This window comes from Erythrobacter sanguineus (assembly GCF_900143235.1).
In the GTDB taxonomy this organism is placed as follows: Bacteria; Pseudomonadota; Alphaproteobacteria; order Sphingomonadales; family Sphingomonadaceae; genus Erythrobacter; species Erythrobacter sanguineus.
On record NZ_FRDF01000011.1, the window covers coordinates 95,602 to 110,972 of the forward strand.

At 65.0% G+C, this 15,371-nt stretch carries 12 protein-coding genes; 4 read left to right on the forward strand and 8 right to left on the reverse strand.

What is annotated here, in order from left to right; translation table 11 throughout:
* Window positions 1-27: 27 nt before the first annotated feature.
* The 6 genes from BUA05_RS10280 to BUA05_RS10305 all read right to left on the reverse strand — a co-directional run bounded on the left by BUA05_RS10280 (window position 28) and on the right by BUA05_RS10305 (window position 6,776).
* Window positions 28-1,074: a homocysteine S-methyltransferase family protein gene (locus BUA05_RS10280; protein ID WP_072674811.1), complete on the reverse strand. Its 1,047-nt coding sequence runs from the start codon at window positions 1,072-1,074 to the stop codon at window positions 28-30.
* Window positions 1,071-2,000: a methylenetetrahydrofolate reductase [NAD(P)H] gene (metF, locus tag BUA05_RS10285; protein ID WP_072674812.1), complete on the reverse strand. Its 930-nt coding sequence runs from the start codon at window positions 1,998-2,000 to the stop codon at window positions 1,071-1,073. Before metF ends, BUA05_RS10280 begins: the two co-directional genes overlap by 4 nt.
* The gene (locus BUA05_RS10290) at window positions 1,997-2,980 is read right to left on the reverse strand and encodes an ArsR/SmtB family transcription factor (RefSeq protein ID WP_178139174.1); all 984 of its coding nucleotides are present in this window, start codon (window positions 2,978-2,980) and stop codon (window positions 1,997-1,999) included. Before BUA05_RS10290 ends, metF begins: the two co-directional genes overlap by 4 nt.
* Before the next feature lie 114 nt (window positions 2,981-3,094).
* The gene (gene galK, locus BUA05_RS10295; protein ID WP_072674814.1) at window positions 3,095-4,258 is read right to left on the reverse strand and encodes a galactokinase; all 1,164 of its coding nucleotides are present in this window, start codon (window positions 4,256-4,258) and stop codon (window positions 3,095-3,097) included.
* A complete protein-coding gene (locus tag BUA05_RS10300; protein WP_072674816.1) occupies window positions 4,255-5,289 on the reverse strand; it encodes a UDP-glucose--hexose-1-phosphate uridylyltransferase in 1,035 nt (344 codons plus the stop codon). Before BUA05_RS10300 ends, galK begins: the two co-directional genes overlap by 4 nt.
* Entirely contained in the window at window positions 5,289-6,776 is a 1,488-nt protein-coding gene (locus tag BUA05_RS10305) for a sodium:solute symporter family transporter (protein WP_245790167.1), read from the reverse strand. Before BUA05_RS10305 ends, BUA05_RS10300 begins: the two co-directional genes overlap by 1 nt.
* A gap of 105 nt (window positions 6,777-6,881) precedes the next feature.
* Between BUA05_RS10305 and BUA05_RS10310 the strand changes: the two genes are divergently transcribed.
* Together BUA05_RS10310 and BUA05_RS10315 are read left to right on the forward strand one after the other, a co-directional pair.
* Window positions 6,882-8,987: an alpha-galactosidase gene (locus tag BUA05_RS10310; protein ID WP_158093675.1), complete on the forward strand. Its 2,106-nt coding sequence runs from the start codon at window positions 6,882-6,884 to the stop codon at window positions 8,985-8,987.
* Window positions 8,984-10,897, forward strand: a complete 1,914-nt coding sequence (locus BUA05_RS10315; RefSeq protein ID WP_072674819.1) for a beta-galactosidase — start codon at window positions 8,984-8,986, stop codon at window positions 10,895-10,897. Before BUA05_RS10310 ends, BUA05_RS10315 begins: the two co-directional genes overlap by 4 nt.
* Here the strand turns inward: BUA05_RS10315 and BUA05_RS10320 are convergent.
* On the reverse strand, window positions 10,894-11,844 hold the full coding sequence (locus BUA05_RS10320; protein WP_072674821.1) for an NAD(P)H-binding protein: 951 nt from the start codon (window positions 11,842-11,844) through the stop codon (window positions 10,894-10,896). The two genes, BUA05_RS10315 and BUA05_RS10320, sit on opposite strands and share 4 nt — an antisense overlap.
* 180 nt (window positions 11,845-12,024) lie before the next feature.
* On the opposite strand from BUA05_RS10320, the gene BUA05_RS10325 reads away from it, so the two are divergent.
* Together BUA05_RS10325 and BUA05_RS10330 are read left to right on the forward strand one after the other, a co-directional pair.
* Window positions 12,025-12,843, forward strand: a complete 819-nt coding sequence (locus tag BUA05_RS10325; RefSeq protein WP_072674823.1) for a sulfite exporter TauE/SafE family protein — start codon at window positions 12,025-12,027, stop codon at window positions 12,841-12,843.
* Window positions 12,844-12,875: 32 nt separating this feature from the next.
* The gene (locus BUA05_RS10330; RefSeq protein ID WP_072674825.1) at window positions 12,876-14,006 is read left to right on the forward strand and encodes a pyridoxal phosphate-dependent aminotransferase; all 1,131 of its coding nucleotides are present in this window, start codon (window positions 12,876-12,878) and stop codon (window positions 14,004-14,006) included.
* A gap of 22 nt (window positions 14,007-14,028) precedes the next feature.
* On the opposite strand, the gene BUA05_RS10335 is transcribed toward BUA05_RS10330, so the two are convergent.
* On the reverse strand, window positions 14,029-15,081 hold the full coding sequence (locus tag BUA05_RS10335) for a BLUF domain-containing protein (protein ID WP_072674827.1): 1,053 nt from the start codon (window positions 15,079-15,081) through the stop codon (window positions 14,029-14,031).
* Window positions 15,082-15,371: the final 290 nt, after the last annotated feature.

The window sequence follows — 15,371 nt, forward strand, 5'->3', positions numbered from 1 at the left end:
ACAGGCTCAGGACGAGCGGGAGTGGAATCAGGCCGCCACCGTAAACGGCTCCAGCCCCGCCAGCCGCATGGCTGGCTCAGGCGAAGGCACTGCGCGCGGCTCGGACTTGGCGACGGCCCGCGCAATCGCGGCGATGTGCGCCGGGCTCGATCCGCAGCACCCGCCGAGGATATTGACCTGGCCGTGATCGGCCCAGTCCTTCACCAGCCCCGCCGTCGTATCCGGCAATTCGTCATATTCGCCCAGCTCGTTGGGCAGGCCCGCATTGGGGTAAATCATCAGCAGCGTGTCGGCGATCTGTGACAGCACCTTCACATGCGGGCGCAATTGCTCCGCGCCGAAGCTGCAATTGAGGCCGATGGTCAGCGGCTTGGCATGGCGCACGGCGTACCAGAACGCCTCAACCGTGTGGCCCGACAGATTGCGGCCCGAAAGATCGGTCAACGTCATCGAGATCATCAGCGGAATGTCCCGGCCCGTCTCGCGCTCCAACTGCTTGACCGCCATGATCCCGGCCTTGGCGTTCAAGGTATCGAACACGGTTTCAATCAGGATGAAATCCACCCCGCCTTCAACCAGCGCGGCGGCCTGTTCCCTGTAGACCGCGACCAGATCGTCAAAGGTGATCTCGCGGTAGCCGGGGTCTTCGACATCGGGGCTGAGCGACAACGTCTTGTTGGTCGGCCCGATTGCGCCTGCAACAAAGCGGGGCTTGCCGTCCCTCGCCGCATATTCATCCGCCAGCGCGCGGGCAAGCTTGCCGGACGCCACGTTGATATCGCGCACAAGACCTTCGGCGGCATAGTCCGCCTGACTGATGCGGTTGGCCGAAAAGGTGTTGGTCGACACCACGTCCGAACCCGCGTCGAGATAGGCGCGGGTAATGTCGCCGATCACATCGGGGCGGGTCAGCGCGAGGATATCATTATTGCCCTTCTGATCGGCGAGCAGGCCCAGATCGCCCGCGTAATCGCCTTCCGTCAGCTTGCGGTTCTGGATCTGGGTGCCAAACGCGCCGTCGAAAATCAGCACGCGCTGCGCGGCGGCGTCGAGCAATTGCTGGCGGGCAGTCATGCGGCTTCTCCGACGGGACGTTTGCCGAGCATATGGCAGATCGCATAGGCCAGCTCGGGACGGTTCAGGGTATAGAAGTGGAAATCACGCACGCCGCCTGCATAAAGGCGGCGGCACAGCTCAGCAGCGACCGTGGCGGCGACCAGCTGGCGGGCGGCAGGCATTTCATCCAGCCCTTCGAACAATCCGTCCATCCATGCCGGGATCGCCGCACCGCAAGCGCTGGCGAACTTGCGCGCCTGCGCGACATTGGTGACGGGGAGTATTCCGGGCAGGATCGGCGCATCAATCCCGGCAGCCGCACAGGCATCGCGAAACCGGAAGAAGGCCTCTGCCGAGAAGAAGAACTGGCTGATCGCCCGGCTGGCGCCGGCATCCAGCTTGCGCTTCAGATTGTCGATATCGTCCTGCGGGCTCAGCGCATCGGGGTGGGTTTCGGGATAGGCGGCAACCGAAATCTCGAAATCGGCGATCTGTTTGAGCCCGGCAACCAGATCCGCTGCGCTGGCATAGCCATCCGGGTGCGGGGTGAAGGGCGCGCCCGGCTCGCCCGCGTCCCCGCGCAGCGCGACGATGTGGCGCACGCCTGCGTCCCAATATTGTTCGGCCACCTCGCGGATTTCCGCCTTGGACGCGGCCACGCAGGTGAGGTGCGCAGCGGCTGGAAGTCCCGCTTCGGCGATGATCCGTGCGACCGTCGCATGGGTGCGCTCCCGCGTCGATCCGCCCGCGCCATAGGTCACAGAGACGAAGTTCGGCCCGAGCGGGCGCAACTGCGTGACCGCGTCCCACAACTGGGCTTCCATCTTCTCGCTCTTGGGCGGGAAGAATTCGAAACTCACCGCAACATCGCCCGGCAGGCCGGAAAACAGCGGCGTGTCGGTTGCGGTGCGGTATTCGTGGAGCTGGTTGAGCGTCGGGGTCATCGGGCAGATTCCAAAGCGGCAGTTTTGGGAGAGGCGCTAGCGGCGCGGCGTTTGCCGATCCATATCTTGACGATCAGCTCACCCCCGTCGAGCGCGATCGGAGTGCTGGCGGTGAACCCGGCGCTGCGCAGCAATTCGGCCATCTGCCGGTCGGCAAAGCCCAGCCGTGCGTGCTGATGGCGGATGCGCAGTTCCTCGTGATCATGGCTGGCGAAATCGACGATCGCGATGCGCCCACCCGGCCTGAGCACACGCGCCGCCTCTGCCAGCGCGGGCGCGGGATCGGGGGCGAAGTGCAATACCTGGTGCAACACGACGGTGTCGAAACCGGCATCGGCAAAAGGCAAATCGGCAAAATCGCCCTGCACCAGCTCGATCTGCGCGGTCGGCAGATGTTGCAGCTTGGCCCGCGCCACGCGCAGCATTTCAAGATTCTTGTCGAGCGCGACGATGCGTTCGGCCTGTTGGGCGAACAGCTCGGCCATGCGGCCCGTGCCGGTGCCGATATCGAGCACCTGCCCGAGTGGTGCATCGGCCAGTGCCTCAGCCAGACGGTGCTCGACCTCGGCGTCGGGGCTGTGAAGCGCGCGCAGTTCGTCCCACTCGCTCGCGTGGCGGGCGAAATATTGCCCGGCAACGGTTTCGCGCGCTTCGCGGATCGCCGCGAGTTTGCGGCGGTCGGCCGTGCACAGCGCCGCAAAAGCGGGCTCCTCGGCCTCGGCCATGGCGAGCAGGTGCTGGACCATTTCGACCACCGGCCCGCTCGCCTCGCTCTGGCGCAGGAACACCCAGCTGCCCTCGCGGCGGCGTTCGGCCAGCCCGACATCGCACAATATGCCGACATGACGCGAAACGCGCGGCTGGCTCTGCCCGAGCACCTGCGCGAGTTCGCCCACCGCCAGCTCCATTGCCGAAAGCAGCCGGGCGATGCGCAAACGGGTCGGGTCGGCGAGCGCCTTGAAGATATCCTCGATCAGCATTGCCGAGAACATATAAAGATATTTTTATATCTGTAAATCACCTGTGTGAGGCCGGCGCTGACAAGATGTCGATTGATTGCCCGGCCTGTCCGCCGCCGCAAGCGATCTGGCCCTCTAGCACGAGATCCGGGCAGCCCCTGCCGCAGGCCGGAACGCTGCGATCCGAGCCGGGTTTTCAGCCTCGCGATTATGGCCTTCGACCGCCGCGGCAATCGCCGGGGCTGCGGCAGCATCGCTGACCGCGACCAGGCACCCGCCAAAGCCCGCCCCGGTCAACCGCACGCCGCCCGCATCGCCAAGCGCCGATTGCACCTCCGCGGCCAGTTGATCAAGCGCCGGGAGCGAGACGCCGAAATCCCCGGCCAATGAGCGATGCCCCGCTTCCAGCAGGCGCGCCAGCGCGGCGGCATCCCCGCTGGCGAGCGCGGCAGCGAAAGGGGCTACCCTGCCGATTTCGGACACGACATGGCGCGCACGGGCATGAAGCGTTTCGTCCATCCCGCCCCGGCCCGCCTCCAGCTCTGCCGCATCGAGATCGCGCAGCGCTGCCACGCCGAAATGCTGCGCCGCCGCCTCGCATTGCGCACGGCGTTCGTTGAAAGCGCTTGTCGTCAACTGGCGGCGGATGCCGGAATCGATCACCGTTATGGCCAGCCGCGGATGGATCGGCACCGCGCGCGTTTCCAGCGAACGGCAATCGAGCAGCAGCGCTGCCCCCGCGGTGCTCGCCGCCGAGGCCATCTGATCCATGATCCCGCAGGCACAGCCGACGAAGTCGTTTTCGGCCGCCTGCGCAATCCGGGCAATCTGGGCGGGGGTCAGGGCAAGACCCGAATGTTCCGATACCGCCAGCGCTGTCGCCACCCCGAAAGAGGCGGAGGAAGACAGCCCCGCCCCGATCGGCACATCACCCGCCACCGCGATCCGGGCCGGTCGCACGCCATGCCCTCCAGCCTGAATGAAGTGCACCACCCCGCGCACATGGTTCTGCCAGTCGCCATCGATCCGGCCGGCGGGAGCATCAAGGACGAAGCTGTCACGCGCGCCGGCCCCCATGTCGAGCGCGACTGCCTCGAACCGGGCCTTCTCGCTCTCTCCCAGTGCCACGATGGTTTCGCGGTCGATGGCGCAGGGCAGCACGAACCCGTCATTATAGTCGACATGCTCACCGATCAGGTTGACCCGTCCCGGCGCCGCAAACAGCTGCGCCGGGTCAGCGCCATAGGCGGCGCGGTAGCCTGCAATGACGCGGGCGATCAGCGCTTCCCGCCGGTTCATGGAAGGCTCCGGTAATGCACCGTGCCGCTGACGCTGCGCAGCATTTCGGCGGCGCGTTCAGGCGTCAGGTCGCGCTGGGGTTCGGCCAGCATCTCGTAACCGACCATGAATTTTCGCACCGCAGCCGAACGCAGCAGCGGTGGGTAGAAATGCGCGTGGAGCTGCCAATGCGCGATATCAGGCATCCCGAACGGTGCGCCGTGCCAGCCCATTGAATAGGGAAAGCTGGTCTGGAACAGGTTGTCGTAGCGGGTGGTCAACGCCTTGAGGATGCTGGCGAGGCTATCGCGCTGGCTGCTTGCAAGCTGCGGCATGCGTTCCACCTTGAAGCGCGGCAGCAGCAGCGTTTCGAACGGCCATGCGGCCCAGAACGGCACGATCGCAAGCCAATCCGCGTTCGCTTCAACCACCCGCTCGCCCTGCTCAAACTCGCGCTCGGCGGTGTCGAGCAGCAGCGATCCGCCATGCCACTCGCGATATTGGCGCAGATGCTGGTCTTCGCGTGACACCTCGAGTCCCCAGTGCTCCGTCGCCCACACCTGTCCGTGCGGGTGCGGGTTTGAGCAACCCATCATCGCGCCCTTGTTCTCGAAGATCTGCACGTTACCGAAGCGCTGGCCAAGCTCCTGCGTCTGGGCGGCCCACACTTCGACGACTTCGCGGATGGCCGAAACGGGGAGTTCCGGCAGGGTTTTTGAATGGTGAGGTGAAAAGCACAAGACGCGGCACAGCCCCCGCGCCGTTTCTGCGCGAAACAGGGGGTCATGATTGCTCTCGGCATGTCCCTCGTCCAGCAACGCCGGGAAGTCGTTGTCGAAGACATGGACGCCATCATATTCGGGGTTCACCGCCACGCCCTTGCGGGTGTTGCCGGGGCACAGATAGCACTGCGGATCGTAGGACGGGGCAACCGGTGCGGGTTCGGTTTCCTCCCCCTGCCACGGCCGCTCCAGCCTGTGCGGAGAGACCTGCACCCATCCGCCAGTGAGCGGGTTGAAGCGTCGGTGCGGCTTCGAAAAATCGACCGCCATCACAACGCCTCAGCCTCTGGTTTTGCACCCGCAAATACCATGCGCGGCGCGAACACGGCCCGCCCGCCCAGCACGAAGCGGTTGACCGCCAGCGCCGCCATGATGCTCGTCACCAGCGTCACCACCATGAAATGGATGTAATGCAGGGTGATGATCCCGGCCGGCTGAAGCTGGAAGGTGAACAGCCCGTACAGCGCCACGCCCCACACCACCCCGGCAATCGCTGCCGGAGCGCTAACGCCGCGGAACAGCAGCCCCGCGATGAAGGCCGACAGGATCGGCATCGACAGCAGACCGTTCAATTGCTGCAACAGGTTGATGATGCTGGTGGCGGATTGATACATCGGCACCAGCATGATCGCGACCACCGCCAGCAAGCTCGAAACCACGGCGGAAAGCCTCCAGTGGTTTTTGACCTCGCCGATGAACTGTTCGTGGAAATCGACCGCGTAAAGCGCCACCGAGGAATTGAGCACCGCGCTGAAGGTGGTGATTACCGCCGCGCCCACCATGGCCGCAAACGCGCCCGAGAGCCACGGAGGCAGAATCTCTGCCACCAGCCTGCCATAGGCCGCATCGCCAATGTCCCCGAACAGCTTGAAGGCGATGATGCCGGGGATCACCACGATCGGCGGCACGATCAGGATGCGGATGATGGCCGCCACCATCACGCCCTTCTGCGCCTCGCGGATGGTGGGCGCGGCCATCGCCTTTTGCGTGAGGTTCTGGTTGGTCGACCAGTAGAAGATCTGGATGAAGATCATTCCCGTCAGCAAGGTCTGCCACGGGATCGGGCTGTCGGCTGCGCCGATCATGGTCAGCCGCTCGGCCGGGACGCCGGTGACGATGTCCCAGTCAACCGCCGCCAGCCCCAGCACGACAATCAGCATGGCAAGGCCAAGGATGCCGACGCCGGAATAGGTGTCCATCACCGCCACTGCGCGCAGGCCGCCGAAGATCGTGTAGGCGGCAGAAATCACGGCAAGGATAGTGGCAAAGGCCAGCAGCGGCACACCCTCGCCGAACAATGCACGCATGAACAGGCTGCCCGAATAGAGCGCGGCGGGAAGATAGATCAACACGTTGCCCGCAAGGAACAGGCCGGAAATCAGTGTGCGGATGCTGCGCCCACCGTAACGCTTCTCCAACAACTCGGTCACGGTGGTGCACTTTTCGCGGTAATAGATCGGCACAAACACGAAGGCGAGGATCATGAGGCCCAGAAACCCTGCGATTTCCCACCACGCCAGCAGCAGCATCTGGTTGCCGTTCATGCCCACCAGCTGATCGGTCGAAAGGTTGGTGAGCGTGATCGAACCGGCCACGAACAACCACGACAGCTTGCCGCCCGCGAGATAGACATCCCTGGACGAACCATCATGGGATGCGCGGCGAATGGTCAGCCAGGTCGCCAGACCGACAGCTGCGGTCAGACCGATGCACACCGCGATCTGGACAAGGCTGGCGGTCGGCATGGCATCGAACATCGAGGGACTTCCCGCTTATGATTTGCGCGGTTACAGCGCATTGGTGCGTGACGGGCAAGCCTGACGGCGATGTTCATCACCGGTGCCGACGGGGGAGGACTCTGCGTGGACTATGTCAGGCTCGATGGTGCCGCGCTGACGCTGGTGTTCGCCTGTGTGCGGGGCGGAACGGCTGATCTGACCTATTGCGGCGCGCGGCTACCCGAGGATGAGGTGATTGCCGACCTCGCCGCCGCCGGCGCGCGCGGACTGCACGAAAGCCAGCCTGACATTGCACCGCGCCCCGGCCTGCTGCCCGAACGCAAAGGCGGATGGAGCGGGACGCCCGCCATCGAACTGCGACGCGGCGGCCAAAGACTGGAGACCGACTTCAAGGCGAAAGACTGGTCGGCCGGCAGCGCCAGCATCGAGATCACCTTCAGCGATCACAATCTGGGCGCCGATGTGGTCGTGATCTGGCGGATCACGAAGAGCGACGTGATCGAGGTGGAATGCACCATCACCAACCTTTCCCAGCAGGAACTCGATCTTGTCCGGCTCGCAGCCGTGTCCCTTCCCGTGCCGCGGCGCTTCGACGAGATCACCAGCTTTGCCGGCCGGTGGGCGGGCGAGATGCGCGAAACCCGCCGCGAGCTGGCACCCGAAGGCTTTTCCCACAAATCGGCGGGCGGCAAGCCGGGCTTTGGCGGGGGCAACTGGCTGATCCTGCACGACGGGGCGAGCGGCGAGGTTCTGGGCGCTCACCTTGCGTGGAGCGGTGATTACCAGACCTGCATTGATTGCGATCCACCGGGCAGCGCCGATGGGCGCGCCGTGTTGCAGATGGCGGCTGCGGGGGATGCCGGGTTGGGCTGCCTGCTCGCAGCATCCTCGATCAAAACGCCAAAAGCGGTGCTGGCGCTGGCCCCGGACCGTTCAGCGCTCGCGCAGCGGCTTCACACCTATCTCCGCGCAGAGATTCTGCCCCGGCGTGAAGACTGGAGCCCGCGTAAGGTCCACCTCAATTCGTGGGAAGCACTCGGCTTCGACCTTTCGCAAGACAAGCTAATGGCGCTGGCCGAAAATGCAGCGGCGCTCGGCATCGAGCGCTTCGTGCTCGACGATGGGTGGTTCGGTGGGCGGCGGAACGACCAGACCAGCCTTGGCGATTGGACGGTTTCGGCGGACGTGTTCCCGCAAGGCCTTGGCCCGCTGATTGACCATGTCCACACGCTCGGCATGGACTTCGGACTGTGGATGGAACCCGAAATGGTCTCACCCGACAGCGATCTCTACCGCGCGCATCCCGACTGGTGCCTGCATGTCGATGGGCGCGATCGGCCGACAATGCGCGGGCAGTTGGTGCTCGATCTTTCCCGGCCCGAGGTGGCGGATTACCTGTTTGCCGCGCTCGGCGCCCTGCTCTGCGAGCACCGGATCGCCTATCTCAAATGGGACCACAATCGCGATCTGTTTCCCGCTGGCGGCAGGCAGACGGGGCAGACCGTCGCCCTTTACGCCTTGCTGCGCCGCTTGCGCGATGCCCACCCCCTTGTCGAGATTGAAAGCTGTTCGAGCGGCGGGGCGCGGATCGACTACGGCATCCTGCGTTTCTGCCACCGCGTCTGGCCGAGCGACAACAACGATGCAATCGAACGGCTGCGGATCATGCGCGCGTGGTCGCAGTTTCTGCCATTGGAAGTGCTCGGCAGCCATGTCGGCCCCTCCCCCAATCCGATCACCGGGCGCAGGCTGGCAATGGATTTTCGCGCCAAGGTGGCCTTGTTCGGGCACATGGGGGTCGAGGCTGATCCCGAGCGGATGAGCGAAGCCGAACGCGCCATTCTTGCGGCGCATATCGCGCTCTACAAGGCATGGCGCGGGGTGCTGCATCAGGGCGCGCTGCACCGGCTCGATCATCCCGATCCTGGCGTGACCGGGCTGATCGCGGTGCACCGTGACGAAGCGCTGGCGCTGGTGGCGCAGACTACCTTTTCGCCGGTGTTCGATGCTGCGCCCGTCCGTCTCGCCGGTCTGGAACGGCACGCACGCTACCGGGTCACCCTGCCCGAACCATGGCCGGGGAAGGCGCGGCATTATCTCGCCAATGCCGGGCAATGGCGCCAAGGCCTTGTCCTGTCCGGCGCCGCGCTGATGCAGCACGGCATAGCCCTGCCCCTCACCCACCCTGAAACCGCGTTGCTGATTGCGCTGGAGAGATTGCCCGCATGAAACTCGGTTGCTGCTATTATCCCGAACACTGGCCTGAGGCGATGTGGGCCGAAGATGCTCGCCGCATGGCCGCAATGGGCCTGTCGCTGGTTCGCATCGGCGAATTCGCCTGGAGCCGGATCGAACCCCAACCGGGCCACTACGACTGGGGCTGGCTTGACCGCGCGATCGCAACGCTCGCGGCAGCTGGCCTCAAGATCATTCTCGGCACGCCGACTGCCACGCCGCCGAAATGGCTGGTCGACCGGATGCCCGACATGGTCGCCATCGATGAACAGGGCCGCCCGCGAGGCTTCGGCTCGCGGCGGCATTACTGCTTCAGCCACGAAGGTTACCGCGCCGAGTGCCGCCGGATCGTGACCGCGCTAGCGGATCGCTACGGCGATCACCCCGCCATCGTCATGTGGCAGACCGACAATGAATATGGCTGTCATGACACGGTGCTGAGCTTCTCCGCAGCCGCAGCAGCCGGTTTTCGCGATTGGTTGCAGGCACGTTACGGGACGGTTGCTGCGCTCAACACGGCGTGGGGTAATGTGTTCTGGAGCATGGAATACCGCGCCTTTACCGAGGTCGATCCGCCGCATCTGACCGTGACCGAGGCGAACCCCGCGCACTGGCTCGATTACCGCCGCTTTGCCTCGGATCAGGTAGCAAGCTTCAACCGCGAGCAGGTGGATATCCTGCGGCGGCTTTCGCCCGGCAAGGACATCACCCACAACTTCATGGGCTTCTTCACCGAATTCGATCACCACACCGTGGGCCGCGACATCGACGTGGCGACGTGGGATTCCTATCCGCTCGGCTTTCTGGAACAGTTCTGGTTCTCGGACGCGGAAAAGCACGCCTATCTGCGGCAGGGCCACCCCGATATCGCCGCCTTCCACCATGATCTTTATCGTGGGTGCTCCGCCAAGGAATCTGGCGCCCGCTGGGGGGTGATGGAACAGCAGCCGGGGCCGGTGAACTGGGCGCGCTTCAACCCCGCGCCGCTGACCGGCATGGTGGCGCTGTGGACGCTGGAGGCCGCCGCACACGGGGCCGAGTTCACCAGCTATTTTCGCTGGCGGCAGGCGCCTTTCGCGCAGGAGCAGATGCACGCCGGCCTCTTGCGCCCCGACAGCAGCGAGGCCGAGGCTGCGGATGAAGTGCGCGCAGCGGCGGCGGTGCTTGCCGACATCGGGCCTCAGCCTGCGACGCAGGCTCCGGCGGCCTTGGTGTTCTCCTACGAGGCAGCATGGGCGATCGGCATCCAGCCGCAGGGCGCAAGCTTCAGCTATCTGGAGCTGGTGTTCGAGGCCTATTCGGCGCTGCGGGCACGCGGGCTGGATGTCGATATCGTGTCACCGGACGCCGACCTTGCAGGCTATGCCATGGTGCTGGTACCGACCCTGCCGATCGTGCCGGAAGGGTTCGCGGCAAAGCTCGCTGCACTGACCTGCCCTGTGCTGACGGGGCCGCGTTCCGGCAGCAAGACGGACAGCTTCTGCATCCCCGAAGGCCTTGCGCCGGGCGTGCTGAAGCCGCTGATCCCGCTCACCGTCACCCGCGTCGAAAGCCTTCGCGACGGGGTGACCGAAACGGCAGAAGGCTTCGCCGTCACCCGCTGGCGCGAGGATGTGGCGAGCGAGCTTGTGCCGGAACTGACCGACGCGGCGGGGCGCGGGGTGGTCTACGCCCACGGGCACATCCGCTACTGCGCGATCTGGCCCGACCGCGCGCTTCTGCGCCTGCTGGTGGAGCGCATGGCGGGCGAGGCGGGCGTGCCGCTTCTCGATCTGCCCGAAGGCATCCGGATCCGCCGTACGGCAAGCCACGTCTTCGCCTTCAATTATTCGGCCGAGCCGGTCTGGGCCCCGCAGGTCGGCGAGGTGCTCGCGCCAGCCGGCTGGCACATCGCCCCACGTTAGCTTTCCGCCAGCAGCCGCCGGTAGTGGTCTGAAAGCGTCTCGCTGCCGTATTCGGGGGTCAGGCCGGCGGAATATTCCCCCGTGTCGGGATCGAGCACCAGCATGGATTCAGTCGCGTAGTAGCGCGCGATGCGGGCATATTCGGCTTTTTCGGCGAACCAGCCGGAAACCCCCGCTCCCAGCGCCAGCACCCGCTCGGCCCAGGTGAACAGCCGCGGCGAGACCGACTTGAAGCGCGGCGGCTTGCCCGCCAGTTCGAACAGCAATTCACCCTGTTCGCGCAGGGAAATCGCCGGGCCGGGGCCACCAATGGGGAAGATCCGACTGCGGGTGTCCGGGTTATCGATGCAACGGACAATGAAGCGCGCCAGATCATCATCGCTGATCGGCTTGCAGCGCGTAAGCTCGCCATCGCCGAAGATCAGGAACGGCTTGCCCGCCTTCACCCGCTTCACCTGCCCTGACAGCGACTTGAAGAAGGCGGTGGGGCGCACGATGGCGTAATCGATCCCGCTCGCCGCCAACCGCGCTTCGAACGCGAGCTTGGCGTGCTGGAAGGCCAGCAGCGGCTTCTGCACACAGATCGCCGAGAGCAGGATGAACTGCCGCGCACCGGCGCCCTGTGCCGCATCGAGCAGCGCGACATTGGCGGCGAAATCGATCGCCTCGGCATCCTTGGGCGCGCCGCTGCGCGAGGCGATGCAGGAGATCACGACATCGGGCGATGCCGCTGTCATCACGCCTGCCAGCGCATCGCAGTCCGACAGCGCGACACAGACTATCTCTGCCCCGGAAAGCGCCGCCAAGCAGGTCTCGCCAGCGCCGGGCCGAAGCAAGGCGGTAACCGCGTGACCATCAGCCACCAGCCTGCGGACCACGGCCCGCCCGATCGTGCCGGTGGCCCCGGCAACGAGAATGCGGCGGACAGCATCTGCATCTTTCATCATCGCACGCACCCTAGCGCGCTGCGGATGTCGGTCAAATGGGCCGACGCACCCAGATGCAGATCAGGCAGCAGTCCCAAGCGCGCCACTGTCGCATGGGGCATGCGGCATGGGGCATTTACCCCATGCCGCAGTGCAACAATTCGCTTGGAGATAGAACCGGCGGGCCTATTCTCGTCCTTCATGGAATTGCTTTCCCCAATCGCCTTTGCGCTCCCGGCTTTGCTCGTCGCCGGTGCAGCCGCCGGCTTTGCTGGCGGGCTATTCGGTATCGGCGGAGGGTTTGTTGTCGTGCCCGCGCTGATGTTCCTGCTGCCTGTGCTCGGCGTTGCGCCGGAGCAGACGGCGCATGTCGCGGTCGGCACCTCTCTTGCATCGATCATCTTCACATCGATCCGGGCGACCGGCAGCCATGCCCAGCGCGGGGCGGTGGATTTCGACTTGCTGAAAGGCTGGGCGATCTGGGTGATGCTGGGGACAGCCATCGGCACGGTCCTGGCCGATCTTGTTTCCGGCGCGCACCTCGCTCTGATCTTTGGCACCGGGGTCCTGGCCTTTGCGGTCTATTTCCTGCTGCCTGCCCGGCAGGGAGAGCCGCTGTTTGCCGCCCTGCCTTCGGGCTTGCCGCGCGCCGGGATCGCCAGTGCGCTGGGCGCCTTTTCAACCTTGCTCGGGATTGGCGGCGGCACCCTGACGACCTTGACGATGACCGTCTGCGGCACACCGATCCACCGCGCCATAGGCACGGCTGCCGGAATGGGCGCGGTGATCGCGATCCCGGCCACCATCGGCTTTATCCTGATCGGGTTTGGCAAGAGCGGGCTTGGCTGGGGCGCGCTGGGCTATGTCCACCTGCCCGCCGCCGCTGTGCTGATCGCGACATCGGTCCTGTTCGCGCCGTTGGGCGTTGCAGCAGCGCATATGCTTTCGCCGGTCATCCTGCGCCGGGTTTTCGGCCTGTATCTCACTTTCATCGGCGTCTTGATGATCGCCAAGTTCTGACTCCGTGCCAACCTGATCAAGAGGAACTGCCCATGTCGACCAGTCGCCGAACTTTTCTTGCCGGTGCCGGTATCGCCGGCGGGCTGGGAACCCTGCCGCTGTCCGGACTGGGCGCGACGGTAACAACCGCCGCTGCCGAGCCCCATTTCGGGCCGAAGATCGGTCAGGCGCTGCTGAGCCGCAATGAAAACCCCTATGGCCCTGCCCCATCGGCGCTGCGCGCCATTTCCGAAACCGCGAAGATGGGCTGCTATTATGCCGACCGCGGCCTCCAGCGTCTCACCGCGATGATTGCCGAGCGGCACAATGTCATGCCCTCACAGGTCGTCGTCGGCGCAGGATCAACCGAGATCCTCTGCGCCATTTCGCTCGCCTGGGGGCGCGAGGGCGCGATCCTGTGCCCCGATCTGTTCTGGGATACCACGGTTGTCTATGGCGAACGGCAGGGCGTCAGCTCGATCCGCGTGCCGCTGGCGGCGGATATGAATGTCGATTTGCCCGCCATGGCAAGCAAACTCGCAGACGGCGTGGCGCTGGTGCAGCTCTGCAACCCCAACAATCCCACCGGAATGCTCATCCCGTCAGACGCGTTGCGCAGCTTTGCCGCAAAGGTAAGCCCGCACGCGACCTTGCTGGTGGACGAGGCCTATAACGAATTGACCGACCGGCCTGAAGATAACGCGATGATCGATCTGGTGCGCAGCGGCGCCGATGTGATCGTGTGCCGCACGTTCTCCAAGATCTACGGGATGGCGGGCCTCAGGGTCGGCTATGCCATCACCAGCGAAGCCAACGCGCAGCGCATCCGGTCGCACCTGATGAGCTTTGGCGGCAATCTCGCCGGGCTGGCAGCGGCGATTGCAAGCTATGACGACACGCCCTTCCTCGACCAGTCGCGCGCCGCCGTGCTGGAAGGGCGCGCGATGATTGTCGATGCCGTCAGCAGAGCCGGATTGACCGCGCTGCCATCACAGACGAATTTCGTGTTCGTCGAAGTGCCCGATGCTGACGCACTGCGTGACGCCATGGCGCAGCGCGGCATCGCGATCAGGGGGGCTTACGGGTCGTGGAAGGGCTATTCCCGGGTCAGCACCGGGAAGCTGGAAGACGTGGCCCGTTATGCCGGCGCTCTGCCCGAACTGGCGCAGCAGCTCTGGGCCTGATCGGGCCGCCGGGCGGCGACACTCAACCTTTGCGGCGTTGCTGCACAAGCTCTGCAATGCGGACACTGGTTCCCGCAAGGCTCTTGCGCGCATGATCGGCCCCGACGGAAAGCGCCGTGGCGGCAGCTTCGGCGAACAAGCGCCCACCGACCGAGATCACCGTGGGGTGTTCGGTCGCGACCATGCGGCTATGCTCGATGGTGCTGCGCAGCTGGGCGATGGTGTGCCGGCGCAGCAGCGCATCGGAAAGGCCGATATCGACCGCATCGGGGCGCTGGGCGCTCATCTGGTTGGTGAGCGCTTCCTCGCTTTCGGGGAATGCCAGATCAACCTGCCACCCGTCGTCAAGGAACTGATCGGCCAGCAGCGTGGTCCCCAGCATGTGCTGTTCGCCGGGGGCGGTGGCCAGCAGGATGCGGTAATGGCTGTTGCTGATGGTGTGAGACGAGGTACTGTAACGCACCGCGTGTCCTGCCAGCTGCAACATGCTGAGCCCGATCGTCAGATCGATTTCGCTGCACCTGTCATCAAGCCACGCATCGCCCAGAGCCCGCGCCGCCGGTTCGATCAGCAGCGACAGGATGGCATCGCTGGTCCAGCCTTGATCGGCAAAGGATGCGATGGAGGCGTTGATGCCGAGATCATCGGCATTGAGTGACAGCTCCACCAAGCGGACGACATGCTCGGCCACGGCGGGCGGGACGGAGGCTGCGATCCCGGCTTGCCGGTGCGCTTTGTCGAACCGGCCATCAAGCAGCAGGTCCCAGTCCGAAAACAGCCGGGCGCTTACCAGATGTTCGCTCAGAACCTCGATCTGGTTATGCCGATCATCCTGCTTGATCGACGACCACAGCGCTCCCAGCGCATCTGGCGGGCCTTCGAGGGTCTGGAGAAAGCAGCCGTCCTCGAACAATAGCATGCCCGTTACGTCGAGACTGCGGTTGCGGGCCCGCGCGCGGTTGACCAGCAGGTCAAGGTCGGTTGTGCTTGGATCTGCCGTGGCGTGGCTTTTGTAGGTCAAAGAGGCGATCCAGTCGGATGTGCCCTGTTCGCCGTCATTCGCTTGCAGTACCATGTTGCCATCCCTTTGCGGGACGAGGAAGCACGGCAATCAGGGCGTGCCAGAGCAACGCCGAGCAGTCCGGCAGACGATCCCCATCCGCCAAAATGTTACGCCCGTCAGCCCGACACGGTCAGTGACCGGCCAATGCCTTCGGGCGCAGATTCGCAGTGGGCCAATTCGCAACCCGATCTGCTGAACCCTCCCAAGCATCGGACGCTGCATCAGAATCGTCAAGCGATAAGCGGATCAGGGCCGTTGATTGAGAACCATGCCCCCGGCAAGATTGACGGATTCGGCCGGTT